Origin of the sequence: Dinoroseobacter sp. S375, assembly GCF_049800775.1 — a bacterium.
Classification (GTDB): domain Bacteria; phylum Pseudomonadota; class Alphaproteobacteria; order Rhodobacterales; family Rhodobacteraceae; genus Dinoroseobacter.
This window is the reverse complement of record NZ_JBNAFR010000011.1, coordinates 52458-77315: the sequence shown is the minus strand read 5'-3', so window position 1 is coordinate 77315 and position 24858 is coordinate 52458. Positions and strand designations below refer to the sequence as shown.

The following is a 24858-nucleotide window of genomic DNA, read 5'->3' as shown; positions in this document are numbered from 1 at the left end:
CCCTAGCCCCGGCTGAGCTTGAGCGACACGCTGCTTGCGGCGTGGCGCACCAGATCACCGATCCGACTCTCGGCGTTTTCGGCCAGGTTGATATCGGGCAAGGACACGCCGAGAGCCGCCACCGCCATCCCGTCCGGCAGGGTGATAGGCGCGCCGAAACTCAGGATGCGGTCGCGAAATTCCCCGGTATCAAAGGCGTAGCCGCGTGTCCGGGTCTCGGCCACATCCGCATCAAGCTGGGTGAAACTGGTGAGGGTCCGGTCCGTGTGCCGGGTCAGATTGCCCTGCAACTGATCGCGCATCCGCTCGTAATTCGCGGCCAGAATGGCCTTGCCCGTGCCCACGCAATGGATCGGGGCCGTGCCGCCCACGGCATTCCAGGACCGGATCGGTTTCTGGCTGTCGATCTTGTCGATATAGATCACGGCCAGGTTTTCCGGCACCGCGAGATAGACCGTCTCGCCCGTCTCCTGGCTGAGAAAGGACATCTCCGGCGCGGCGAGCTCCCGCAGGTTCAGGTTGTCCACCAGCGCGCGCCCAACCTGCCAGGTCTTGAGGGTCGCGCCGTAGGTCTTGTCCTCCAGATGCTTCACATAGCCCAACGTCGTCAGGGTCTGGAGCAGGCGAAAGGTATTCGACTTCGTCAGCTCCAGCTCGCGCGAAATCTGGGTGACCCCCTTGCCCTGCCGGGCGCTGGCCAGATTTTCGAGAATCGCAAGCCCCTTGGACAGAGTCGAATCGACCTTTGGGGGCTTGGCGTCACTGGGCATCTGGCGTCTCCGTTGCGGGTGTTCCGAATAGCAGAACGCTAGCGCGGTTTGAAGGGGGGCGGCTCGTGGGCCTGGACCGGCGGCGGATCTCCGTCGAAGCGGGCGATCTCGACCATTGCCGAATGGGCGGCAGGCCCCTGTGAGAGCGGCGACGTCCGCAGGTCATGGGTCAGCACATTGGGGTTGCCGTGCCGGTCCCGGTTCTGCGGCGCACCATACTCCGGATCATACCATGCGCCGGTCCACAGGAACACGCAGCCCGGCCGGATCGCATCGGTCACCCGCGCCCCCGCCAGACAACGCCCACGCGCATTGGACAGCTCTACGACATCGCCATCGGCGATGCCGCGCGGTTCGGCATCCTCCGGGTGGATCAGCACGGGTTCGCGCCCGGCAATCTTGCGCCCGACGCTATAGGCCCCGTTGTCGAACTGCGAATGCAACCGCGTCGCGGGCTGCCCAGACAGCAGGTAGAGCGGCCCGGTCTGCGCCACCACATCGCGCGGCGGCAGATAGCTGGCATGGCCCGGGCATTCGGCAAGCTCAAAGCCTGCGATCCGTTCGGAATAGAGCTCGATCCGCCCCGAGGGCGTTGGCAGCGGCTGTCCCTCCGGATCCGCGCGGAACTCGGCGAGAAAAACCTGCTTGGGCGCTGGATCGGGCAATTCCACGATATCGCCCCGAATGAAGCTATCCCACTCCGGAAGGCTCCCGCCCCAGGCTTCGGCGGCCGCCCGCGTTTCGGCCCAGATCTGGCGCACGAGGCTGCGGGTGTCATGGCCTTTGGTAAAGGCCTCGGGATTGCCGAGACGACGGGCCAGCTCGGCGTAGATCTCGAACTCGACCCGCGCCTCCCCCGGCGGCGCGGCAAGGCGCGGCATGGGCACCAGCGCGTTGTCCGATTGCCCCCCCGCGAAGTCCTCGCGCTCCTGCGGGGCCGCGACGGGCAGCACGATATCGGCGTGGCGGGCGGTGGCGGTCCAGTTGATCTCGTTTACGATCACCGTTTCCGGGCGCTGAAACGCCAGATGCAGGCGGTTGAGATCCTGATGGTGGTGAAAGGGGTTCCCCCCGGCCCACCAGACCATCCGGATGTCCGGAAAGACGCCCGTGGTGCCGTCATAGGCATACGCCCCTCCGGGATTAAGCAGCATATCCGCCACCATCGCCACGGGAATGAAGGCGTCGACCGGGTTCTCCTCCTGCCCCAGCGCGCCCCAGCGGAACGGGCGCCCCATATTGCCGATATTGGCATTCACGCCGTAGCCGATCGTGTAGCCGCCCCCGGGCAGACCGATCTGGCCCAGCATGGCCGCCAGTGTCACGGTCATCCACAGGGGCTGCTCGCCGTAATCGGCCCGCTGCAGCCCCGCCGCGCAAGAGATCATCGTCCGCCCCGCGGCCATCTCGCGGGCGAGGGTGCGGATCCGGTCCGCCGGCACGCCCGAGATCGCGCTGGCCCAATCCGCATCCTTGACGACGCCATCGGCCCGCCCGGTCAGATAGGCTGCGACCCGGTCAAACCCGGTCGTATACCGCGCCAGAAACGCCGCATCATGGAGGCCCTCGGCCAGCAGCGTATGGGCCAGCCCCATCATCACCGCCGTATCCGTACCCGGCTTGGGCGGAAGCCACTCAGCCCCGAGGCTCTCGGCCGCGTCATCCCGCAGGGGGCTGAGATTCACGAACCGCACCCCCGCCTCGGCGCAGGCGCGCAGATTGTCCGCCATCCGGTGTCGCGCCACGCCGCCATCGCTGACTTGGGTGTTGCGCATGGCCATGCCGCCGAACATCACCACGAGCTTGGAGTGCTGCGCGATCACCGGCCAGCGCGTGGCCTGAACCACATGGTCCCGGTAGGAGCCGACAATATGGGGCATGAGCACCAGCGCGGCGTTGTAGCTGTAATTCCCACGCGACCGGACGAAGCCGCCCTGGGTGTTGAGAAAGCGCTTGAGCTGGCTTTGGGCATGGTGGACCCGCCCGGCGCTCGACCAGCCATAGGTTCCGGCAAAGATCGCCTCATTGCCATGGGTCGCGCGCATCCGCGTCAGCTCTCTGGCCAGCAGGTCGAACATCTCGTCCCAGGCAAGCTCGACAAAGGCATCCCGGCCTCGGCGCCCGCTCGACGGATCCCCGCCCCTCCCCGCCGTGACCGCCTCAAGCCAGCCTGCGCGCACCGCCGGGCGCAGGACACGGGCGCGGCCGTTCAGGCTGCTGGCGATATTGCCGTTGATCGGCGAGGGCGCGGGATCATCCGGATGCGGATCGACACGCACCAGCCGCGCGCCTTCCGTGACTGCGAGACCGGGCCCCCAATGGCTTGCCGTGACCTGTGTTTTGCGCGTGCTCATCGATTCAATGTTTCGCTATATGATACGTATATGCCGTATATTGACACTATAAATCCCTAGTGTCATCCTCTGCCCGAGATGAAAAGGGATCAATAACGTGACCATACCGCCCCCCGCGCTGAGCGATATTCTGGTACAGGATGGCCGTCCCGACACATGTGACGGGCGGCATGTGAACATGCCTGTGGAATTGGGCTCGACCATGGTGTTCGACCGGCTCGCCACCTTCGAGGCGGCGCGGGCAAATCGCTATGCCAGTGGCACGATGTATTACGGGCGCTACGGCAATGCGGCGGTCTACAAGCTGGAAGAGTTGCTCGCCCGGCTGGAGGGGGCCAGCTCGGTCACGCTGACCTCGTCGGGGGTGGCCGCGATCAGTTGCGCCCTGCTCACCTTCGCCCGTTCCGGGGCAGACCTGCTTGTGGCTGATAATGTCTATGGCAACACGCGCGGCTTCTGCGACGGGGTTCTGGCGCGGATGGGCGTAACGATCCGGTATTTCGATCCGATGATCGGCGCAGGGATCGCGGACCTGATGACGCCCGAAACCTGCGCGGTGATGTTCGAGGCCCCCGGTTCCGGCACGTTCGAGATGCCCGACATCCCCGCCATCGCCCGGGCCGCACGCGCAGCAGGCGTGCCCACGATCCTCGATACCACCTGGGGAACGCCGGTCTTCTGTCAGGCACTGGCCCTCGGCGTCGATGTGCTCGCCTATTCCGGGAGCAAGTATCTCTGCGGGCATTCCGACGCCATGCTGGGGGTGATCGCCTCGACTGAGGCGCACGGCCCAGCCCTGCGCAAGACCGTGATGCAGATCGGCGACAAGACTGGTGGGCAAGAGGTGATGCTGGCCCTGCGGGGGCTGCGCACTTTGCAGATGCGGATGGACCATGTGGACACGGCCGGGCGAGCTATGGCCGCATGGTTCGCCGCCCAGTCGCAGGTCAAGTATGTCCTGCACCCGGCCTTGCCGGACTGCCCCGGCCACGCCCATTGGGCGCGGGATTTCTCGGGCGCGGCGGGCCTTTTCTCGGTCGTGTTCCACCCCTGCGACAGCGGGCAGGTAGAACGCTTTGTGGATGCGTTGCGCCATTTCGGGATCGGTGTGTCCTGGGGCGGGTTCGAGAGCCTCGTTCTCCCCGTCACGCCAGAGCGTACGGCGACGCCATGGGACGAGCCCGGCGCGCTGATCCGGTTCAATATCGGCTTTGACGATCTGGGCACGCTCCAGCACGATCTGGCGGCCGCCCTTCCCCATCTCAACGCGCAATGAAAGCTGTCTGATGAAGAACAAGATTGACCATGTGGCCGTGGGGGCCGCGGATCTCGCCCAAGGGGGGGCTGCCATGGAAACCACCCTCGGCGTGACCGTGCCCGCAGGCTCCAAACATGACGCGATGAGCACCCATAACTGCATGATGCAGGCCGGGAACGAGAGCTTCTTCGAGCTGATCGCCGTCGATCCGGACGCGCCCGATCCGGGTCGGGTGCGCTGGTTCTCGCTCGATGATCCGGCAACCAATGCGCGGCTGGCGGAACGGCCCCGGGCGCTTTGCTGGGTGGTGAACACGGATGACCTGGACGGCGTGATCGCCGCGAGCCCGGTGGATCTGGGCGAGGTGGTCCATTTCCAACGCGGGGATCGCAGCTGGCGTCTGACCGTGCCCCGGGACGGGCATCTGCCCGAAGGGGGCCTGCTGCCTGCGTTCATCGAATGGTCGCCGGGCCCCCACCCGTCCACCGGGCAGCAGGATTTGGGCGTGCGCCTGACCAAGGTCGCGATCACCCATCCCGATCCGGCACAGCTCCGGGCGGTATTCGAAACGCTGCAGATCGCAGATCTGGCTGAGATCACCCAAGGCCCCGCCGCCCTCGCGTTTGAATTTGACAGCCCGAATGGCCACGTCACTATAGACTGACATCACACCGGGGAGGCGTAGAGATGGGACTTGAGATCGATCTGACCATACGGCCAGAGGTCACGCCGTTCTTCGACCCGCAGTCCAACACCTTCTCCTACGTGGTGCGCGAGCCCCATGGTCCCGCCTGTTCGATCATCGATCCGGTGATGGAATTTGACCCGGCCTCCGGGCGTCTGACCTATGACAGCGCCGACCAGATGATCGGGTTCATCCGCGAGAACGGGCTGACCCTCGAATGGATCATCGAGACCCATGTCCATGCCGATCACCTCTCGGGCGCGCCCTATATCCAGGACCAGCTCGGCGGCCAGATCGGCATCGGCGAGCATGTGCAGGAGGTGCAGGACGTCTTCGGCAAGATCTTCAATGAAGGCACCGAGTTCCAGCGCGACGGCTCGCAATTCGACAGGCTCTTCTCCGACGGCGATACGTATACGGTCGGTGAGATGACGGGCCACGCGCTCCATACGCCGGGGCACACACCCGCCTGCATGGTGCATGTGATCGGCGATGCCTGCTTCGTCGGGGATACGCTCTTCATGCCCGATGGCGGCTCGGCCCGCGCGGATTTCCCGGGCGGGGATGCGGGGCAGCTTTACGACTCGATCCAGCGGGTTCTGAGCCTGCCGGATGAGACGCGGCTTTTCATCTGTCACGATTACGGGCCCGGCGGGCGCGCGATCTCGTGGGAGACCACCGTGGCCGAGCAGAAGGCCAACAACATCCATGTGGGCGGCGGCAAGACCCGTGAGGAGTTTGTCGCCTTCCGGACCGCGCGCGATGCCGAGCTGAAGGTGCCGAGCCTGATCCTGCCTTCGTTGCAGGTGAACATGCGCGCAGGCGACGTGCCCGAGGATGAGGATGGCAACATGGTCCTCAAGATGCCGCTCAACAAGCTCTGACCACAGCACATCGCCGACAGGACCCGCCCCGAGGCTCGGCCCCGGGGCGTTGTGCGTTCAGCGCTCCTGCACTTTCATCCGCTTCTTGAGGAACTCGCCATATTGGCCAAGCGAGAAGAGGAAGATCCAGTAGATCGCGCCGACGAAGACCCAGACCTCAAGGTAATACGGCGCCCAATCCCCGGTGCCGAAGGCCGCCTTGGCTGAGGCGAGAATGTCGAAGAATCCGATGATGATCACGATCGCGGTCTCCTTGAAGGTCACCACCACCATGTTGATCGTCGAGGGCAGCGCGTGGCGAAAGACCTGCGGCAGCACGATCCGCGACAGGATCTGCCAGTAGCTGAGCCCCAGCGCCTTGCCCGCCTCGAACTGCCCCTTGGGGATCGCCTGGAACCCGCCGCGAAAGACTTCGGCCTGATAACAGGCAAAGAACAGCGCGAAGGCGATGATCACCCGCCAGATCTTGTCGCCCTCCAGCCAGGATGGCAGCAGGATCGGCACCACCACCGCCGCCGTGAAGAGCGTGGTCAACAGCGGCAGCGACCGGATGAAATCGATCAGCACCATGGCGAAATACTTCACCACGGGCATCTCCGAACGCCGCATGAGCGCCAGTCCCAGCCCCATGGGCATGCCCAGAATGACCACCGAGGCAAACAGGAACAGGGTCAGCGACAGCCCGCCCCAGCCATCGGTCGTCACCTGCTGCAGGCCCAGCAGGCTCCCCTCCATCAGCAGGTAATAGGTGGCAAACCCCGCAATCCAGAGCCCGACCAGACGCTTGCCGCTCCAGGCCCAGGGCAGACAGGAGGCCACGACCGTCAGGATGATGGTCAGGCAGGCCAGGGTCGAGCGCCAGTGCTGATCGAACGGATAGAGCCCGAACAGGATCAGCCGGTGGCGCGCATCGATCACCGCCCAGCAGGCCCCCGCCCCGGCCTCCTGACAGGCGGCGACGTCTGCCTCGCTCCAGACCGCGCGCAAGAGCGCCCAGTCCATGACCAACCAGGCCAGATAGGCCAGAGCCGCGAAGACGAGGATCGAGATCAGACCATCGGTCGGTGTATGAAACGCCCGACGCTTGAAGAGCTGCAGCACCGCATCAAGTCGCGACGGACGGGCGGAGAGCTCCGAGACAAATGCCATATCAATGCGCCTTCAGCTGGAGCCGCGCGTTCAACCAGTTGGTGAAGAACGCGATTGAGAAATTCACGAGGAGAAAGGCCCCCATCAGGAGCGCGATCAGCTCCAGCGTCTGGCCCGATTGGGTGATCGAGTTCGACACGATGTAGAACAGGTCCGCGAAACCGATGGCGATGCCGATGGTCGTGGCCTTCATGATGAAGATCCACTGATTGCCCAGCGGCGGCACGATCGAGCGCAGCGCCATGGGCACCTTGATCCGGCTCCAGATCGCGCCGGGTGCCAGACCCAGTGCCTGCCCCGCCTCGACCAAGCCACGGGGCACTTCGTTGAGCCCGCCCCGCACGACCTCGGCGATATAGGCGCTGCCATAGACGGTGATCGCGACGATCATCGCCCAGAGCTCGACCGAGACGGTGATCCCGCCGCGAAAGCGCAGGCCCTTGAGCTCGGGGATAGACAGCAGGCTCTCGCCCTCGGGCCGCACCGCCAGTGCCGCCAGCAGCGCAACCAGCAGCGTGCCGCCAATCCAGAGCGCCGCCCCCTTGAGCAAGGTGGTACGCCGCCACAGGATCAGCCCCACCAGCATCGCGAGCGAGACCAGCAGAATGCCCACAGCCACCCCGGGCGAGACATTCAGGCCGGGCAGCTTCATGCCACGGTTCGACAGAAAGACCGCATCGCCAATCGTATAGGCCTGCCGCGGTCCGGGCAGATGGATCAGGATCGCATAGAGGAAAATCGCCTGCAGGATCAGCGGGATATTGCGGAAAATCTGCACATAGACCGTTGCGGCCGTCTTGATCGCGATGTTCGATGCATCCCGCGCGGTCCCGATCAGGAAGCCGAAGACGGTCGAGAGGAAGATGCAGATGAAGCCGACAAACATGGTGTTCATCAAACCGATCAGCAGGGTCCGGCTATAGGGATCGTTGATCGAGCGGTCGATCAGCGAAAAGGAGTAATCCCAACCGGTGGAGCGGTCGAGAAACCCGAACCCGCTTGTGATGCCCAAGGCGGTCAGGTTGACCTGCGCGCTGCGCACCCCACCCCAGATCACCAGCAAGGCGATCCCGAGCAACAGCGTCTGTATGATCAGTCGGCGCATCTTGGCGCGCGCGCGCAGCTCTTCTGCGCTGGCGGCGGTAGCAGTGGCAGCGGTCATGGCAGGGCCCCGGGCTGGAGGAAAGCGGGCCGCCCGATCCGGGCGATCAGGCGGCCGGTTGGATCAGCGCAGGCCGATCAGTCGAGGATCGGCGCGTAGAGAACGCCGCCATGGCTCCACAGGTTGTTGAGCCCGCGATCCAGGTTGTACGGGCTCTCGGCACCGAGGTTCCGGTCATAGATCTCGGCGAAATTGCCCACGGCGGCGATCATCTCGCGCGCCCAGGTGTCGCGCAGGCCCAGGCGTTCGCCCATGCCCGGCTCAGCCCCCAACAGGCGCGAGACGCGCGGATTGGCCGGGTTTGCGGCGTTTTCTGCGACATTGGCCATGGTGATCCCCTCTTCCTCGGCGATCAGGAGGGCGGCCAGCATCCAGTTCACCACATCCACGAAATCCTCGTCGCCCTGACGCATGGCGGCGGAAATCGGCTCGGAAGAGAGCTGATCGCTCAGGATCACATGCGCATCCGGATTGTCGATCTCGGTGGCGCGCAGCACGGCCAGGTTCGGCCCCCAACCGGCAAAAGCATCGCATCGATTGGCCAGATAGGCCGCGCGCAGCTCGGCAGCGCTCTCGTACGAGACCATGGTATGCTCGACCCCGATGGTCGACAGGTAGTTCGCCGAGATCCGCTCGATCGTGGTGCCCGCCTCGACGCAGATCGTGCCGCCATCCAGCCCGGTGGCCTCTTCGATCTCCAGCTCGCCATGGGCCATGAACTGCGTACCGCCAAAGAAATACGGCAGGCTGAACTGCAGCCCGAGCTCGGTATCGCGCCCCATGGTCCAGCCTGTGGCCTTGATGATCACATCCACATCGCCCGACTGTAGGGCCGGAAACCGCTGCGCCCAGGACAGGGGCACGATCTGCACCGCGTCCGGATCGCCGAGGATCGCCGTGGTCAGCGCGCGGCAGAGATCGATATCGAGCCCGCGCCATTCGTTCTGATCATTCACTTCGACGAAGCCGAAATAGCTGCCGTTATGGCCCGAGCAGAGCAACGTGCCGCGCTCGACAATCTGTTGGACCGTCGCGCTCTCGGCCAGCGCGCCGGTGGCAGGCAGACCCGTAAGCGCGGCTGTGGCGAGCGCTGCGGCGGTGGATTTCTGGAACATGTGACCTCCATCTATTGTGCTGTATAATGGCACATTTGTATTGCCATACAGAATGCAGATCCCGAAATGCGGAGTCAACACCCAGCTTTCCCGAAGCAGAGGTCGCGCGACGAGAGGGCCCGGTCACAGCCAAATGACAGGAAAACCGCCCCGATCTTGGGCGGCGTTGACGTGGAAATGGGCAGAAAAGGGCCTCAGACGCCCGATCTGTCCGACGCACCACACGGAAAAGCCCCGACGCGGGGCGCGCCGGGGCGGAGTGGTTTCGGTCTTGTGCGGGGGGTGGCCCCAGAGGCGATGCGCCTATTCGGACCAGAGCACCGTATCAGGGTGAAACTGCGACCAGGCGAACCAGAAGGCCTGGTGACTGCCCAGATCCGCGCCGCTGGCATCCACTGCGCGCAAGCCGCCGCCATCGAGGGTCAGGCGCACCTCTTCAAAGGTCACGTCCTCGCCTCGGGTCAGGGCCGCGACCGCCTGACTGCGCTGGAAGGCAACGGGCGTGCCCGACGCCGCCACGACGCCGACCACATCCTCATGGACCGGCAGGCGGGGGTCCACATCCCCCACCGGAAAGATCGGCCCGTCAGCATCGCGGCCATTGCGGAAGTCGAAATCGCGCCCGAGCGCCAGCTCCTCGATCAGAACGGTGGTCTCGGGATGCGCGCGTTTCCACGTGCCCCAATCGGTGGTCACGACCGAGGCCTGCTCCAATGCGATGCCCTTCTCGGCCAAGGGCCCGGTCACCGCCGTCCCGAGGAACGTGTCGAAAACCGAATAGCTGTTCACATCATACATGACCTTGTTCGACCGGATCAGCAGCCCCGAGGTCCGCAGCACCGGCCGCTCTACCCCCGCAGGGAGCTGGTCGGTGAAATAGGCTTGGGCCGCCCCGCACAGGGTGCAGTACGGAATGCCCAGATCGCGCCCGCCCAGCGTGTCGTTGACCATCTCGCGCACCTCCATGATGCGGCGGGGATAGGCCCGATACGCTCCGTTCACCTCCACCCCAAAGACGATCGCGTCATCGCTCAGCCATGTGGCCTCTTCGGCGCTGCTGACGGCGGGGTTGTCGGCTGCCGGGATACAGTTGCAGGGGTCATCGGTTGTGCCGAAGGGCCGATCATCGATCAGCACCCCGCCCCAGGACACATGACGCCAGTCGATCTGCCCTTCGACAAAGATCTTGTCCCAAACCGGCACGACAGTGGTGAAGATCGCGCGCTTGGTGGCGAGGTAATCGGGCGGCGCGGGAATGTCCCAGGCAATGAGGTGGTCGGTGACATTGCCCCAGCCATTTTCACGCGGCAAACGCTTGCCCAGCAGGACCGCGGATGCCTCGGTCAGCGCCACCGAGAGCTGCGGCCCGGAGGCAAAGCGCATCAGATCCGCGATCAGCCAAACGACCCGCGGATCCCCGGCTTCGACGATCTCGGCCAGTGCCGTGGTCTGATCCCGCCCCCATGTGGCCTGCGCAACGCTGTCCACGAAGGCCATCTTGACCGCCCTTTGCAAATCCTCCGAAAACGGCCCTTCGGGGATCTCGGGCGGCGCGCCGAACTCTTCGAGGATATAAGTGGGCAAGGCCGGGCCCTGCTGCGCGGTGGCCATGGCAGGCAGGAGCAGTGACAGCGCCGCAAGGCCAGCGCCCAGGACCCTGCGGAGGCGGGAGGTTGAGAAAGCTGGCATGGGGATCGGTCCTTGTCTTGGGCATGTCTCGACGCGCGGCGCACAGCGCGCCCGCTTGCCCTTCACACTCGGTGCAAATTGCAAAGCTCGCCAATCACGTTTCAATCAGAAAACGGTGAGACCCCGGGCATGCCTTTTCGGGGAGCCGCATCAATGGCGTCTCGCAAGCCTCTCTCCTGAAACGAAAAAGAACGCCCGAAAGCGTTCTTTCCATTTGCACCAACATGGGCCGTGCGGTCAGCCACGCTTGCGGCGAACACGCAGTGTCGCCGCAGCAGCCAGCCCCAAACCCAGCAACGGCAGGCTCGCGGGAAGCGGCACAGGCGGCACCGTGGTTGCAAGCCGTCCGGTTGTGTAGTTCCCGAAATACTCATTGTCGAAGGGCGGATCACCCGTGAATACGCCTGCGCCAGTGCTCGCCTCGACCACGTCGATACGACCGATCAATTCGGCAGAAGAGACACCGAAGAACGTCGTGCCCCCGTAATTCGTGTCGGTGCGCACCTTCGCGATTTCATCCCCCAGCGTGTCATAGACGATCACATCGAAGAAAGACGGCGCACAGGGGACGCCACCGCATTGGCTCGCACTTTTTGGATCGTAGAAGTCGAAGGCAAAGGCCTCGACACCGGCGGTGAACAGATAAGAATGGTTTTCGTTGTCCACATTTCCGATACGATAGGCCGCGCCATCAATGCCCGCCGTATTGGCGAAACTGTAAATGCGGAACCCGTGGGAGCTGCTCAGGGTAGAGCCACGTGGGAACGCAAACGGGTCGACGATGGTCAGCGCGTCAAACTCAATATCATCGGCGCTGCGCCCGGACCCCTGGGGGGCCGTCTCGATTGCGCGGCCCGCCTTTGTCAGGGCGTCGGCTTCAGCCTGCGTCGTGGCGCCGGACATCCCGGTAGGGTCGGATTGGCTCACCACGTCCTGATCGAAGTCGGTGCGCGTGTCGTAGAAAGTCGCGGCCTGCGCACTGCATGCACAGCTCAGAACGGCGACCGCCAGACCAAATCTAAGAGACACTGGAATACTCCTGTTACTGTTACAAAACTTCAGTGTATTGGGATTTCGTAAGAGGTCCCCCCGAGTTCAGTCAAGGAAAACGGCCAGCTGTTTCGCTGGCCGCTACAATCCCTTGTTACAGGTAGCGGGCGACCAGCGCCTCCAGTCGTTCCTGCTGCCCCGAGCGGGGTTCGGGGTTCAGCCCGTTGGAGACCACGTGGTCATGGCACGCTTCCAGCGAGCTGCGGAAGAGCAGATCCTCGCCCATGGGCCCGGCCCAGCCTGCGTAGCGGGCGTCGCGACGCCGTTCGAGCTCGCCATCCTCCAGCATCCGCGCCGCCGCCTTCAGGCCCGCCGCGCAGACATCCATGGCCGCCACATGGCCGGCGATCAGGTCCTCGGGGTCGAGGGATTGGCGGCGCAGCTTGGAATCGAAATTGGTGCCACCGGTGGTGAACCCGCCCGCACGCAGCACCTCGTAATAGGCCAGCGCCACTTCCGGGACGTTGTTGGGGAACTGATCCGTGTCCCAGCCCGACTGATAGTCATTGCGGTTCATATCGATGGAACCGAGGATCTCGAACTCCCGCGCCAATGCCAGTTCATGCTCAAACGAGTGTCCGGCGAGGATCGCATGGCCCTGCTCGATATTCATCTTCACATCGTCCAGCAGGTCGAACTCGCTGAGGAAGCCATAGACCGTGGCCACGTCGTAATCATACTGGTGCTTGGTGGGTTCCTGCGGCTTCGGTTCCAGTAGGATCGTACCCTCGAAGCCGATCTTGTGCTTGTAGTCCACCACCATCTGGAGCATCCGGCCCGCCTGCTCGCGCTCGCGCCCCAGATCGGTGTTCAGAAGGGTCTCATAGCCTTCGCGCCCGCCCCAGAGCACATAGTTCGCGCCCCCCAGCTTGTGGGTCGCATCCATGCAGGTTTTGATCGTGGCCGCCGCATAAGCAAAGACCTCAGGATCCGGGTTGGTCGCCGCCCCGGCCATGTAGCGCCGGTGGGAGAAAAGGTTCGCAGTCCCCCAGAGGAGCTTGGTTTTCGAGCCTTCCATCTTGGCGCCGAGGTAATCGACCATCGCCTCGAGATTGGCGGTGGTCTCGGCAAAGCTCGCGCCCTCGGGGCGGATATCCGCGTCGTGGAAGCAATAGAAGGGCGCGTTCAGGATGCGGAACATCTCGAAGGCCGCATCGGCCTTGATCTTGGCGTGATCGAGGGTCGGGCCGAACCAGGGGCGGTCAAAGGTCTGCCCGCCAAACGGGTCGCCGCCTTCCCAGGCGAAGCTGTGCCACCAGGCGACAGCGAAGCGCAGGTGATCCTCCATCCGTTTGCCCATGACGATCTCGTCGGGGTTGTAGTGGCGAAAGGCGAAGTCGCTGCTGCTGTCGGGCCCTTCATAGGTGACGGCGGGAATGCCCGCGAAGAAATCGCTCATGTGTCCAATCCTTTCAGAGCCTTGTAGGTTGCACGATAGGTGCGATGGGCCTCGTCGAACGCGTCCGCGAGGTCCGGAAGTGGGTCGATGCTGCGGGCGATGGGTGGCCGGGTGGCGAGGGACGCGCCCTGCCCCGTGGCCGCCATCATGCCGAGCCGTGCGGCCCCGAAGGCACCGCCGAAATCCCCTGCCACGGGCAGGTCGATGGGAATGCGCAAAAGGGTTGCGATGGTCTGCACCCAGTAGTCGGACCGCGCGCCGCCCCCCACCGCCGTGAGCCGGTCAAGCCGGGTGCCCGTGGCCGAGAGCGCATCGAAGCAGTCCCGAACCGCGAAGGCCACGCCTTCGAGCACGGCGCGGGTCATGGCGTCGCGATCCGCGGAATGGTCGATCCGGGCAAAGGCGCCGCGGATGGCCGCGTCGTTATGGGGGGTCCGCTCACCGCCGAGATAGGGCAGGAAGACCGTGCGCCCGGGGGCTTGCACGGCACCGAGATCCGCCGTCAGACGTGCCGCATCTGTCCCGCAGGCTTGGGCGAACCAGTTCAGGGAATCCGTCGCCGACAGGATCACGCCCATCTGGTGCCATGTCTCGGGCAGCGCATGACAGAACGTGTGCACCGCCGTGGCCGGGTCCGGCGCATAGGAATCGCAGGCGGCAAAGAGCACGCCGGACGTGCCCAGCGACACGAACCCGTCGCCCCCCTGCACCACGCCCATGCCGATGCCCGAGGCGGCATTGTCGCCGCCTCCGCCAGCCACGGGAATGCCCTTGGGCAGGCCCCAGGCCTCGGCGAGGCTGTCGCGCAGGGTGCCCGACACCTCCGAGCCCTCGACCAGCCGGGGCATATGATCCCGACCCAGATCCGTAGCCTCGAGCAGCGCATCGGACCAGTCCCGCGCGCCAGTGTCGAGCCACGAGGTCCCGGCCGCATCGGACATCTCGGCCACGGCCTCGCCCGTCAGCCAGAGCCGCAGGTAATCCTTGGGCAGCAGCACCAGTGCCGTGCGGGCAAACACTTCTGGCTCATGGGCTTTCACCCAAGCCAGTTTCGGCGCGGTGAAGCCCGGAAAGACGATATTGCCGGTCAGCTTGCGAAAGGCCGGGGTCGCATCCATGACCGCGGCCTCATCGGCGGCGCGCGTGTCGTTCCAGAGGATACAGGGGCGCAGCACTTCATGGGCCGCATCGAGCAAGGTCGCCCCATGCATCTGCCCCGAGAGCCCGATGGCCTTCACGGCAGACAGATCCGCCTGCCCCGCAAGGGCCGCCATCGCCTCTTCGGTGGCTTTCAACCAGTCGCAGGGCAGCTGCTCGGACCAGCCCGGATGGGGCCTTGAGACGGTCAGGGCGGCAGTGGCTTCCGCCACCACCGCCTGAGTATCGTCGATCAGCAGAGCCTTGAGGCCGGAGGTTCCGAGATCAAGGCCGAGATACATCAGGCTGCCGCCTCTCTCGGGTTCTTGCCAAGAATGATCATCGACAGGATGTCATCCTCGGTCACATCCTCGACCCGTTCGGTCCCGACAAGCTTGCCGTTCTTCATGACCGAGACCCGGTCACACAGCTCGAGCATTTCGCGCGTGTCATGGGAGATCAGGAAGATCCCGAGGCCCTGGGCCTTGAGCTCCTTGATCAGGTCCGCAACCATCTGGGTCTCATGCACCCCCAGCGCCGCCGTGGGCTCGTCCATGATCAGGATCTTGGCGTTGAAATAGACCGCCCGCGCGATGGCCACCGATTGCCGCTGACCGCCCGACAGCGCCGAGACCGGCTCGCCGTGCTTCTGGAAGTTGGGGGTGAGACGCTTCATGATCTTGCGCGTCTCGGCCTCCATCTTCGTGTCATCCACAAAGCCCAGCGGCGTGGTCAGCTCGCGCCCGAGAAACAGGTTCGAGGCCGCATCGAGATTATCCGCCAGCGCCAGCGTCTGGTAGATCGTCTCGATATTGTAGCGCCGCGCATCCCGGGGGGAGTTGATCTCGGCCACTTCGCCTTCGATCCGGATCTCGCCGCCGCTTTTCTTGTAGGCCCCCGCGAGGATCTTGATCAGCGTGGACTTGCCGGCCCCGTTATGGCCCAGAAGTCCGACCACCTCGCCGGGATAGAGGTCCATGGAAACGCCATCCACAGCCCGGATGCCGCCGAAGGAAATGGAGATATCGTCCAGTTCTACGAGAGGAGTGGTCATCACTTGGCTCCGATCCGCTTGCGATAGATGATGTCGATGAGGACTGCGGCCACGAGAACCGTGCCCACCACCATGTTTTGCAAAGGCGCATCCACGCCCACCATGGCCATCCCCGATTGCAGGGATTGCATGATCAACGCCCCAAGGATCGCGCCATAGATCGTCCCGATCCCCCCGGCCAGAGCTGTACCGCCGATCACTGCCGCCGCGATCACCCGCAGCTCGTCGAGCGTGCCGATATCGTTGGAGTGATTGGTCAGGCGCGCCGAGGCCACGATGGCCGAGATCGCGCAGAGTGCACCCATCAGGGCAAAGACCTTGACCGTCAGCATGCGGGTGTTCACCCCCGACAGCTCGGCCGCGTCCGGGTTGCCACCGGTTGCGAAGATATAGCGCCCGAAGCGGGTCTTCTTGGCGATGATGGTCATGGCCACGGCGACCGCGATCAGCAAAAGCACCGAGAACGGGATGCCATAGACGGCGGTGAAGCCTTCGGGCATCTCCTCACCGGCGGCGGCGAACTGGCGCCGCAGGCGGGCGGCGGGGATCTGATAGCTGTTCAGGATGGCCACGAAGCCTAGGATCGCAACCGAAACGACACCCATCACCGTATACTCGGCCCAGACCGGCTTGACCGGTGCGCCATGGGAGATCTTGTTGCGCCGCGCGGACCATAGCGCCCAGCAGGCCGCCGCCACCGCGAGAAGGCCAACGACCCAGCTCATGGTCGCGCCAAGCGTGCCGTTGATGCCGCCGAGCGTCATGAAGGTCGGGTCGAGCGGGCCGATGGTCTGACCATTGGTCATGTACCACGCCACGTTGCGCCAGATCAGGAGGCCCCCAAGGGTGACGATGAAGGCGGGGATCATCAGATACCCCACGAGATAGCCCTGAAACGCGCCGATCGCGGTGCCTACGGCCACGCCGACCAGCATGGCGATCCACGGGATCAGCGGGTGGCCCAGCTCGAGCCCGAAGACCTCGGGCAGAATGGCGGTCTGGGTCATGGCCATGGCCGCCGAGCAGGTTGCGAGCAACGCCCCGACCGCGAGGTCGATATGGCGGGTGACGATGATGAAGACCATCCCCGTGGCCATGATCGCCACGCTGACCGTCTGGATCGACAGGTTGAAAATGTTGCGGGCCGTCAGAAAGCGCCCATCGGTCAATACATTGAAAACAAGGCAGACCACGACAAAGGCACCGATCATCCCGAGCAGGCGGGTGTCGACCTCAAGAGTCTGGATAAAGCTACGTTTTTCTTTGGTGGGGAGTCCGTCGGTCTTGGACGAGGCTGCGTCAGACATGGCTCAAGATCCCTCTCTCCCGTGCAACACGGGGCTGGATGACGTCGTAATTCGAAAAAGTGGGTGAGTGTGGGGTGGCCCCGATGCGTCTGGTGCACCGGGGCCGGATCGCGAAACGATCAGTTGCAGGGCGCAGGACCGTTGGTCACGCCTTGGCAGAGCTTGTCCTGGGCAATCCAGCCCGCGTCCACGACAGCGGACAGGTTGGCGGCCGTCACCGGCACTGGCGCAAGGAAGCGCGCGGTCAGCTCGGTGCCACCGGGGGAGGTCCAGGACTGTGCCCCATCGACATCCGCCATGGCCGCACCACCGGCCAGAGCCACGGCGATCTCGCCTGCGGCACGGCCCAGATCCCGGGCGTCTTTCCACACGGACACGGTCTGGGTGCCCAGCGCCACGCGGTTCAGAGCAGCGTGGTCGCCGTCCTGACCGGAGACCGGGATGCCTTCCATGCCCTGGGCTGTCAGCGCCGCGACCACACCGCCCGCGGTGCCGTCATTGGAGGCGATGACCGCGTCGACATTGTTGTCTTGCGCCGTCAGGATCTGTTCCATGTTGCGCTGCGCGTTCGCCGGCAGCCAGCCATCGGTATAGGCCTCGCCCACGATGTTGATCTTGCCCGCATCCACGGCGTCCTGAATGACTTCCTGCTGACCGCCGCGCAGGAAATCCGCGTTCGGGTCGGTGGGGGAGCCCTTGATCATCACATAGTTGCCCTCGGGCTGGGCCTCGAGCACGGCGCGGGCCTGCATCCGGCCCACTTCGACATTGTCAAAGGTCAGGTAGAAGGCGCGCGGATCCTCGATCAGGCGGTCATACCCCACCACCGGGATCCCCTCATCCGCTGCGGCCTGCACGGCCGGGCCAATCGCCTGGCTGTCCTGAGCCAGGATGATCAGGGCATCAACGCCCTGTGCGATCAGGCTTTCCACATCCGACAGCTGCTTGGCCGAAGACGACTGCGCGTCCGAAGACACATACGTGGCCCCGGCTGCATCCAGCGCGCCCTTGATGGCGGCTTCGTCTGTTTTCCAGCGCTCTTCCTGAAAATTGGACCAGCTCACCCCAACGGTGATGCTGTGGCTACCTGCATAGACAGTTGTTGTGAAACCAGCTGCCAGCACGGCAGCCGCGAGAAATGCTTTGCGCATTCAAACCTCCCAAGTTGGAATGCCTGAGATCAGGCACCGGGGTCCTCCGCCCCTTACATCTCGACTCATACAAAAATTATTTCGGCTGTCAAAATAAATTTGACTTCCGATGAAAAAATATGCGTCATACACCCATAAATAACGCCAGATTTACACTCGACGGTAGAATATGAGGGGGTTTGGCCGAATATAAAATTCAGGGAGAGAAATAATGCGCGATGATGCTGGGCCTGCCGATTCTTCGGGATGCGGACCGAGCTTTCCCGACACTGGACAACACGCTAAGCCCTTGCGCCAGCAGGTTTTTGAGCATGTGCGCGCCGCCGGGCACGCCTCGCGCATGGATGTCGCCCGCACCCTTGGCATCAGCCCGGGATCGGTCACGACCCTGACATCTGACCTGATCGAGGGCGGTTTTCTCACCGAAATTGCCGCGCCCGCCCGCGAGAGCGGCCGAGGCCGCCCGCCCGTGTCCCTCGCTGTCGTGCCCGAGGCTCGCCATGTGCTGGGCCTGCGCCTCTCCGATGAGATGCACACGATCAGCCTGTCGGATTTCGCGGGGACCGAGCTGGCCACGGCCCGCCGCCCGAGCCAGCCCACGCGCTATGACACCGAAGGGCTGCTGGCCGAGATCGGCGCCCTGATCGACATGGTCCTGAAAGACAGTGCCGTCGCACGCGCCGACATTTCGGCCATCGGCATCGGCCTGCCCGGCGCGGTGCACCATGAAACCGGCATCGTCAGCTGGAGCCCGCTCCTGACTGGTGCGGATCATGCGCTGCAAGAGCTGGTGGAAACGCGGTTCGGCCTGCCCACCTATCTCGAGAATGACGCGAATGTCCTGACGCTCGCTGAGCTGTGGTTCGGGTCCGGTCGGACCCGTCAGGATTTCGCCGTCGTCACCATCGAACAGGGCGTCGGTATGGGGCTTGTCCTGAACAACCGGCTGTTTCGGGGCGCGCAGGGGCTGGGGCTGGAGCTTGGTCACATGAAGGTGCAGCTCGACGGGGCGCTCTGTCGCTGTGGTCAGCGCGGCTGTCTCGAAGCCTATCTCGCCGATTACGCGCTGGTGCGCGAGGCCTCAACCGCGCTCGATCGCAATCCGCGCAGCGCCCAGACCACGGCGGCCATGCTCGAAAGCCTGTTCGATCAGGCCAAGGCGGGCAACGGAGCGGCGCGCGCAATCTTTCAACGGGCCGGACGGTTCTTGTCCGTGGGTCTCGCGAATGTGGTGCAACTCTTTGATCCCGCGCTGATCATCCTGAGCGGCGCGCGGATGCGCTATGACTACCTCTATGCCGAAGAGGTGCTGGCCGAGATGCAGAACATGACCCTGAACCCGGACGCCTCCCGCACGCGGGTCGAGATCCACGCCTGGGGCGATCAGGTCTGGGCCCGCGGCGCGACGGCGCTGGCGCTGGGGGCGGTCACGGATACGCTTCTGGGGGACCGATGAAACACGCGGTTCTGGCCTGCGCGCTGCTGATCCCCGGTGCGGTTTTGGCCCAAGTGGTGTTCGAGGATCACAGCGCCACCCTGCCCAAGCATATCTATTCCGGCGGCTGGGAGCATTTCGTCGGCGGGGGTGTCGCGGTCTTTGATTGCAACCGCGACGGCCTGCCCGAGATCTTTGCCGCGGGCGGCACCGCTCCGGCGCGGCTGTTGCGGAACCTGGGCGAGATGCAGTTTGCCCCGGCCCCCATCCCGGAGATGACCGGCGTGACCGGGGCCTATGCGCTCGATATCGATGGCGATGGCTGGCGGGATCTGTTCGTGCTGCGCGTGGGCGCGAACCGTGTGCTGCGCGGCGGGCCGGACTGCGCCTTCAGCAAGGCCACCGAGGCCTTCGGCATCGATCCCGGCGACGCATGGAGCACCGCCTTCACCGCTTGGTGGCTGGAGGGGGCGCGGCACCCGACCCTCTTTGTCGGCAACTACGTGGATCGCACGGACCCCGACGGACCGTTCGAGGCGTGCGACACCCACCAGATCCTGACCCCGCGCCCCGAGGGGGGCTATGACAGCGAAGGGTTCGGTCCCGGCTATTGCACGCTCTCGGCTCTGGCTGCGCGGGATGCGCGCGGGCGGATGACCCTGCGCCTGTCGAATGACCGGCACTACTATGTGCGCGGCGGGTATGAGCAGATGTTCGATCTGACCGAGAACCGGTTTCTCGGCGCGGAGGATGGCTGGCCCCGGGTCTCGCTCTGGGGCATGGGGATCGCGAGCCGGGACCTGACCGGGGATGGCCGCGACGAGGTGATGCTGACCTCCATGGGCGACCAGCTCTTGCAGATCGCCCAACCCGACGGGACCTATGGCGCGGCCCCCTTCTCGCAAGGGACCTATGCCCAGCGCCCGCATCTGGGCGAGGATGGCCGCCCCTCCACCGGCTGGCATGCGGAGTTTGGCGACGTGGACAATGACGGGCGCGCGGATCTGTTTCTCGCCAAGGGCAATGTGGATCAGATGCCCGGCAACGCCATGAAGGACCCCAATAACCTGTTGATGCAACTGGCCGATGGCCGCTTTGTCGAGGCCTCGGTTGCAGCCGGTGTCGCGACGACCGCGCGGTCTCGTGGGGCCGCCTTGGCGGATTTCGACGGGGATGGGCGGCTTGATCTGGTGGTTGTCAACCGGCGCGCACCGATGGAATTGTACCGCAATGTGACCCGGGCAACCGGCAACTGGCTGGCCATCGATCCGCGCGACGCGACCCGTCCCTTCGCGGTCGGGGCCGAGGTGACGGTGATCACCGATCAGGGACGGCAGGTGCAACAACGTGTGGTTGGCGGCGGCCATGCGGGCGGTAGCGCCCTGCCCCTGCATTTCGGGCTCGGCCCGGCCACGCGTGCCCTGGTCGAGATCCGGGACGCCACGGGCAGGCTGCGCGCCCGGCGCGATGTGACCGCGAACCAGAGCCTGCAAATCCCCCTCGCGCCCTAGGCCGCGGATCTTTCAGGGCGCGGCCACCGGCAGCCCGCTGGGCACCGTCTCCGGCACGCCGAGCCGCCCGGTAATGGCGACGGGATCTTCCAGCGCGGCGAGAAAGGCCAGGAGTGCTGCAATCTCCGCATCACTGAGCGCCACACCGGGCGCACGACGCGCGGCGCGGATCCCGGCGAGGTCCCCCCCCGCCGCAAAGGCCCGGAAATCCGCAACCTCGAGCGGTGGCAGGGTCACGCCCGTCTGGTCATAGGTCCCGAGGCCACCCTCGGGCTGCACGTGATCGCGCAGAAACGCGTCCAGATCGCGGTGCCCGCCCGCATGGCCATAGGGCCCGGTGAGGGTCACATTGCGCAAGGAAGGCGTGCGGAACGCATAGGCATCCTCGCTTTGCCCTGTCACCCGCATCCGCCCCTCATCCCGGGCATGACTTTCGAACCGCGCGGCCTTGCCCGGGCCAATCTGCGGTGCGGCCATGGCGTGGAAGCCGTGGTCGGTCTGAAACGGGCCGGTATGGCAGGCCGCGCAGCCCGCCGCCCCATAGAACAGCCCCATCCCCTCGGCTTGCGCAGGCGCAAGGCCCGCACCGCTGCGCAGATAGGTGTCAAAAGGGCTCGTATCCGAGCGCCACTCGAAGGCCATGAAGGCCGCAATCGCGTTCGAGATATCCGTGAACCCGATCTGCTCCGGCCTGTCGATTGTGGGATAGATCGCGACAAACGCCTCGGCATAGGCCGGGATCGCCGCCACGCGCCGCGAGATCAGATCCCAGGCACCGCCCTCGCCGGTCAGACGGCCTTGCCGGACGGCTTTGCTGATCTCGTTCTCGCCGTAATGCCCCGCCATCTCGTCCGGGCTGAGCACCGGGAACATGGTCTGCGCCGAGAGCAGCGAGGCAAACCCCGCCACCATATCCTCGTCCAGCGGGGTGCGCAGCCCACCGGGGCGGTCGGGATCGACCTCGATCCGGCCATCATGAAAGAGCACGGTGAACTCATGGGCGCCGAGATTGAAGAGGGCTGGCGCATTGCGGGGGATGCGCTGCTCGGGCGGGTTCTCGGGGTCGGCACGCCGCTTGGGACCGAGGCCGATCCCGCCATCGCCGATCCCCAGCGACAGACCGTCCGAGGTTCCATGCGCCGGGTGATGGCAGGTCGCACAAGACACCTCGCGATTGCCCGACAGGATCGGGTCGTAAAACAACAGCTGCCCCAGGCGCGCCTCTGCTGGGTCGACCGGGGCGTAATCCGCATCCGTCACCGCGGGCGGAAGGTCCAGAGCCGCCGCCGCGCTGCCGCAGAGGGCGAGGCTCAGGGCGAGACAGGCTGCCTGCATGGGGTTCAAACCGTATCCTCCCGTTCCAGTTGCGCCCACACCCTGCCGCGCGCGCGCTGCAAGAACAAGCGGTTATGGGCGGGTCCCCGCGCGCACAAACGCCAGCGCCGTTGCGCGATGCGTGCAGGAGCGCGCGCAGGTCTCGGTAGATCTTCAGACTTCTCTGCGCCTATAGGCAGAAGTTTTCCTTGGAGCAGACACATGATCGACGACTACAAAGGCCACCAAAGCAGCCTGACCGGCCCGGCCACGGCCGGCGAAGCCATCACGCCCAGCAATTCCAACAACCTGCCCTTTGCCACGCGCGCCATCTATGTCGGCGAAGCCGGCGACATTTCCGTGGAACTGATCTCGGGCAATATCGTGAAACTGACCAACGTCGCCGCCGGGGTCATCTACCCTCTGCGCGTCAAGCGGGTGCGCTCGTCCGGCACCACGGCGGGCGGTTTGGTCGGCCTGCGTTAAGGCGCGATGCGCCTTTGGCTCCGTCCGGAGCCCGCGACCACGGCTCGACCCACGGGCCGTGGTCGGCCCCACCGCCGGGGCCTTCGTGTTCAAATCCCGCGCAACGGGACCTTGAGCATCGGGCGTCCGCTGGGATCCTTGGGAATCTCACCGGCCCGCATATTCACCTGCAATGACGGCAAGAGCAGCCTCGGCGCCGCCAGCGTTGCATCCCGTGCGGTCCGCAGCGCGACAAAGGCCTCGCGCGACTGGTCCTGCCCCACATGGATGTTGCGCTGCTTTTCTTCGGCGACCGTGGTCTCCCACTGGATCTCGCGCCCTTCCGGTCCGTAGTCGTGACACATGAACAGCCGCATCTCGTCCGGCAACGAGAGCACGCGCCAGATGGAATCGTAGAGCTGCCCAGCATCGCCCCCGGGGAAATCCGCGCGGGCCGAGCCTCCATCCGGCATGAAGATCGTATCCCCCACGAAGGCCGCATCGCCGATGACATGGGTCATGCAGGCCGGGGTATGCCCGGGCGTCGAAAGCGCGAATGCCGGGATCTTGCCAACCTCGTAGGTCTCGCCATCCTGAAACAACCGGTCGAACTGGCTGCCGTCGCGCTGAAACTCGGTGCCCTCGTTGAAAACCTTGCCGAAGGTGTCCTGCACCGTGAGGATCTCGGCTCCGATCCCGATACGCCCCCCGAGACACGCTTGAATATAGGGTGCCGCCGACAGGTGATCCGCATGGACATGGGTTTCGATGATCCAGTCCACACGGAGCCCCTCGGCGCGGATAAAGGCGATCATCCTGTCCGCATGGGCGTAGGTGATCCGGCCTGCGGCGTAGTCGAGATCCAGAACGCTGTCGATGACCGCGCAGATCCCGGTGGCCGGATCGGCAACCACATAGCTGATCGTATGGGTGGCCGGGTCGAAAAACGCGGTCACGTCCGGTTTGGCGTCAAGGCGTACGGGAAACTCGGTCATTGGTCCTCCTCCGCATCCGCTGGGTCTAGCGCGACCCGGGGGCGAGCCCGCTCGGGCCCGCACGCCGGTCCAATGTGAGACGGGTCAACAGGATCCCCGTGATCAGGGCGGCCACGAACAGGGCGACCTCGACCCGCCCGGTGCCCAGAGCGGGCAAAGCCCCACCGGGACAGAAGCCGGCAATGCCCCAGCCCACCCCGAAGATCGCCGCCCCGGACAGGAGACGGGGATCGAACCCGGTCCGGCTGGGGATCTGAAAGCGCGGGGCCAGCACCGGCGTCGCGCGGCGCAGGGCCAGTCGATAGCCCAGACCCGTCACGACCAGGGCACCGCCCATCACGAAAGCAAGGCTCGGGTCCCAAGCCCCGGCAATGTCAAAGAAGTTGAGCACCTTGGCCGGGTTGGCCATGCCCGACAGGGAAATCCCGACGCCGAAGACGAGACCGATGAGATAGAAGCTGAGCATCCGCATGGCTTATCCTCCGATCCCGTGACGGATCAGAAAGACCGTCGCGCCGCAGGTCGCCATGAAGACCAGTGTCGCCGCGATCGACCGGGGCGACAGGCGCGCCATTCCGCAGACGCCGTGCCCGGATGTGCAGCCAGAGCCAAGCGTGACGCCGATTCCGACCAGCACACCACCTATCACCAGCGCTGGGAGGCTCACCGGAACCTGAACCTCGGGCATGGACCCGCTCAGCATCCAGACAAGCACCGGCCCCGAGATCATTCCAGCCAACAGCACGAGACGCCATCCGCGGTCTTGCGGGTCAGAGGGCAGAAGCGCGCCAGCCAGGATCCCGGTCGCGCCGAAGATGCGCCCGTGCAGCGCCATGAGCGCTACCGCCGCAAGGCCGATCAGCGCGCCACCGGCCAGTGACATCCAGGGTGTGAAAACGGTTTCCATCCGATCCTCCTGCAACCGTGGTGTCGGGACAGACTATCCCGACACAACGGAAGATACATTCGGAAAC

General features: G+C 65.0%; 22 protein-coding genes. 6 read left to right on the top strand and 16 right to left on the bottom strand.

The features are described from left to right. Nucleotides 1-2: 2 nt before the first annotated feature. Both ACP150_RS19295 and ACP150_RS19290 read right to left on the bottom strand, forming a co-directional pair. Entirely contained in the window at nucleotides 3-770 is a 768-nt protein-coding gene (locus ACP150_RS19295; RefSeq protein WP_424968336.1) for an IclR family transcriptional regulator, read from the bottom strand. Nucleotides 771-808: 38 nt separating this feature from the next. Then, nucleotides 809-3124, bottom strand: coding sequence for a molybdopterin-dependent oxidoreductase (locus tag ACP150_RS19290; protein WP_424968335.1), 2316 nt, complete (start codon nucleotides 3122-3124; stop codon nucleotides 809-811). 97 nt (nucleotides 3125-3221) lie between these two features. Between ACP150_RS19290 and metC the strand changes: the two genes are divergently transcribed. The 3 genes from metC to ACP150_RS19275 are packed head-to-tail and all read left to right on the top strand — an operon-like array spanning nucleotide 3222 to nucleotide 5951. Next, nucleotides 3222-4400, top strand: coding sequence for a cystathionine beta-lyase (metC, locus tag ACP150_RS19285; RefSeq protein ID WP_424968334.1), 1179 nt, complete (start codon nucleotides 3222-3224; stop codon nucleotides 4398-4400). Nucleotides 4401-4410: 10 nt separating this feature from the next. Further along, entirely contained in the window at nucleotides 4411-5046 is a 636-nt protein-coding gene (locus tag ACP150_RS19280; RefSeq protein WP_424968333.1) for a VOC family protein, read from the top strand. A gap of 23 nt (nucleotides 5047-5069) precedes the next feature. Next, complete coding sequence (locus tag ACP150_RS19275; protein ID WP_424968332.1) at nucleotides 5070-5951, top strand: MBL fold metallo-hydrolase; 882 nt, start codon at nucleotides 5070-5072, stop codon at nucleotides 5949-5951. 57 nt (nucleotides 5952-6008) lie between these two features. Here ACP150_RS19275 and ACP150_RS19270 read toward each other — a convergent pair whose 3' ends face one another. From ACP150_RS19270 to xylF, 10 genes are all read right to left on the bottom strand, one after another. Continuing rightward, on the bottom strand, nucleotides 6009-7100 hold the full coding sequence (locus ACP150_RS19270) for an amino acid ABC transporter permease (protein ID WP_424968331.1): 1092 nt from the start codon (nucleotides 7098-7100) through the stop codon (nucleotides 6009-6011). Nucleotide 7101: 1 nt separating this feature from the next. Beyond that, nucleotides 7102-8262, bottom strand: coding sequence for an ABC transporter permease subunit (locus ACP150_RS19265; protein ID WP_424968330.1), 1161 nt, complete (start codon nucleotides 8260-8262; stop codon nucleotides 7102-7104). Nucleotides 8263-8339: 77 nt separating this feature from the next. Continuing rightward, nucleotides 8340-9377 carry an amino acid ABC transporter substrate-binding protein gene (locus tag ACP150_RS19260; protein WP_424968329.1) on the bottom strand — a complete coding sequence of 346 codons (1038 nt, stop codon included), beginning with the start codon at nucleotides 9375-9377 and terminating at the stop codon, nucleotides 8340-8342. A 303-nt stretch (nucleotides 9378-9680) separates the two neighbouring features. Next, nucleotides 9681-11066 (bottom strand): DUF3179 domain-containing (seleno)protein, encoded by a 1386-nt coding sequence (locus ACP150_RS19255; RefSeq protein ID WP_424968328.1) that lies wholly within the window; start codon nucleotides 11064-11066, stop codon nucleotides 9681-9683. A gap of 237 nt (nucleotides 11067-11303) precedes the next feature. Further along, entirely contained in the window at nucleotides 11304-12095 is a 792-nt protein-coding gene (locus ACP150_RS19250) for a hypothetical protein (protein WP_424968327.1), read from the bottom strand. A 115-nt stretch (nucleotides 12096-12210) separates the two neighbouring features. After that, on the bottom strand, nucleotides 12211-13515 hold the full coding sequence (gene xylA, locus ACP150_RS19245; protein WP_424968326.1) for a xylose isomerase: 1305 nt from the start codon (nucleotides 13513-13515) through the stop codon (nucleotides 12211-12213). After that, nucleotides 13512-14954, bottom strand: coding sequence for a xylulokinase (gene xylB, locus ACP150_RS19240; RefSeq protein WP_424968325.1), 1443 nt, complete (start codon nucleotides 14952-14954; stop codon nucleotides 13512-13514). Before xylB ends, xylA begins: the two co-directional genes overlap by 4 nt. Beyond that, nucleotides 14954-15706: an ATP-binding cassette domain-containing protein gene (locus ACP150_RS19235; protein ID WP_424968324.1), complete on the bottom strand. Its 753-nt coding sequence runs from the start codon at nucleotides 15704-15706 to the stop codon at nucleotides 14954-14956. The genes xylB and ACP150_RS19235 overlap by 1 nt, the downstream gene beginning before the upstream one ends. Further along, nucleotides 15706-17013 carry a sugar ABC transporter permease gene (locus ACP150_RS19230; protein ID WP_424968323.1) on the bottom strand — a complete coding sequence of 436 codons (1308 nt, stop codon included), beginning with the start codon at nucleotides 17011-17013 and terminating at the stop codon, nucleotides 15706-15708. The genes ACP150_RS19235 and ACP150_RS19230 overlap by 1 nt, the downstream gene beginning before the upstream one ends. 119 nt (nucleotides 17014-17132) lie before the next feature. Beyond that, a complete protein-coding gene (gene xylF / locus ACP150_RS19225; protein ID WP_424968322.1) occupies nucleotides 17133-18164 on the bottom strand; it encodes a D-xylose ABC transporter substrate-binding protein in 1032 nt (343 codons plus the stop codon). Nucleotides 18165-18375: 211 nt separating this feature from the next. On the opposite strand from xylF, the gene ACP150_RS19220 reads away from it, so the two are divergent. After that, complete coding sequence (locus ACP150_RS19220; RefSeq protein WP_424968321.1) at nucleotides 18376-19620, top strand: ROK family protein; 1245 nt, start codon at nucleotides 18376-18378, stop codon at nucleotides 19618-19620. After that, nucleotides 19617-21110 (top strand): CRTAC1 family protein, encoded by a 1494-nt coding sequence (locus ACP150_RS19215; RefSeq protein WP_424968320.1) that lies wholly within the window; start codon nucleotides 19617-19619, stop codon nucleotides 21108-21110. Before ACP150_RS19220 ends, ACP150_RS19215 begins: the two co-directional genes overlap by 4 nt. Nucleotides 21111-21122: 12 nt before the next feature. On the opposite strand, the gene ACP150_RS19210 is transcribed toward ACP150_RS19215, so the two are convergent. Further along, nucleotides 21123-22445 carry a cytochrome-c peroxidase gene (locus ACP150_RS19210; protein ID WP_424968319.1) on the bottom strand — a complete coding sequence of 441 codons (1323 nt, stop codon included), beginning with the start codon at nucleotides 22443-22445 and terminating at the stop codon, nucleotides 21123-21125. A 201-nt stretch (nucleotides 22446-22646) separates the two neighbouring features. Between ACP150_RS19210 and ACP150_RS19205 the strand changes: the two genes are divergently transcribed. Beyond that, nucleotides 22647-22910, top strand: a complete 264-nt coding sequence (locus ACP150_RS19205) for a spike base protein, RCAP_Rcc01079 family (protein ID WP_424968318.1) — start codon at nucleotides 22647-22649, stop codon at nucleotides 22908-22910. An 89-nt stretch (nucleotides 22911-22999) separates the two neighbouring features. Here ACP150_RS19205 and ACP150_RS19200 read toward each other — a convergent pair whose 3' ends face one another. The 3 genes from ACP150_RS19200 to ACP150_RS19190 are packed head-to-tail and all read right to left on the bottom strand — an operon-like array spanning nucleotide 23000 to nucleotide 24791. Continuing rightward, nucleotides 23000-23884: an MBL fold metallo-hydrolase gene (locus ACP150_RS19200; protein ID WP_424968316.1), complete on the bottom strand. Its 885-nt coding sequence runs from the start codon at nucleotides 23882-23884 to the stop codon at nucleotides 23000-23002. A gap of 25 nt (nucleotides 23885-23909) precedes the next feature. Beyond that, nucleotides 23910-24356 carry a DUF6691 family protein gene (locus ACP150_RS19195; protein ID WP_424968315.1) on the bottom strand — a complete coding sequence of 149 codons (447 nt, stop codon included), beginning with the start codon at nucleotides 24354-24356 and terminating at the stop codon, nucleotides 23910-23912. 3 nt (nucleotides 24357-24359) lie between these two features. Then, complete coding sequence (locus tag ACP150_RS19190; RefSeq protein ID WP_424968314.1) at nucleotides 24360-24791, bottom strand: YeeE/YedE family protein; 432 nt, start codon at nucleotides 24789-24791, stop codon at nucleotides 24360-24362. Between the last annotated feature and the right edge of the window lie 67 nt (nucleotides 24792-24858).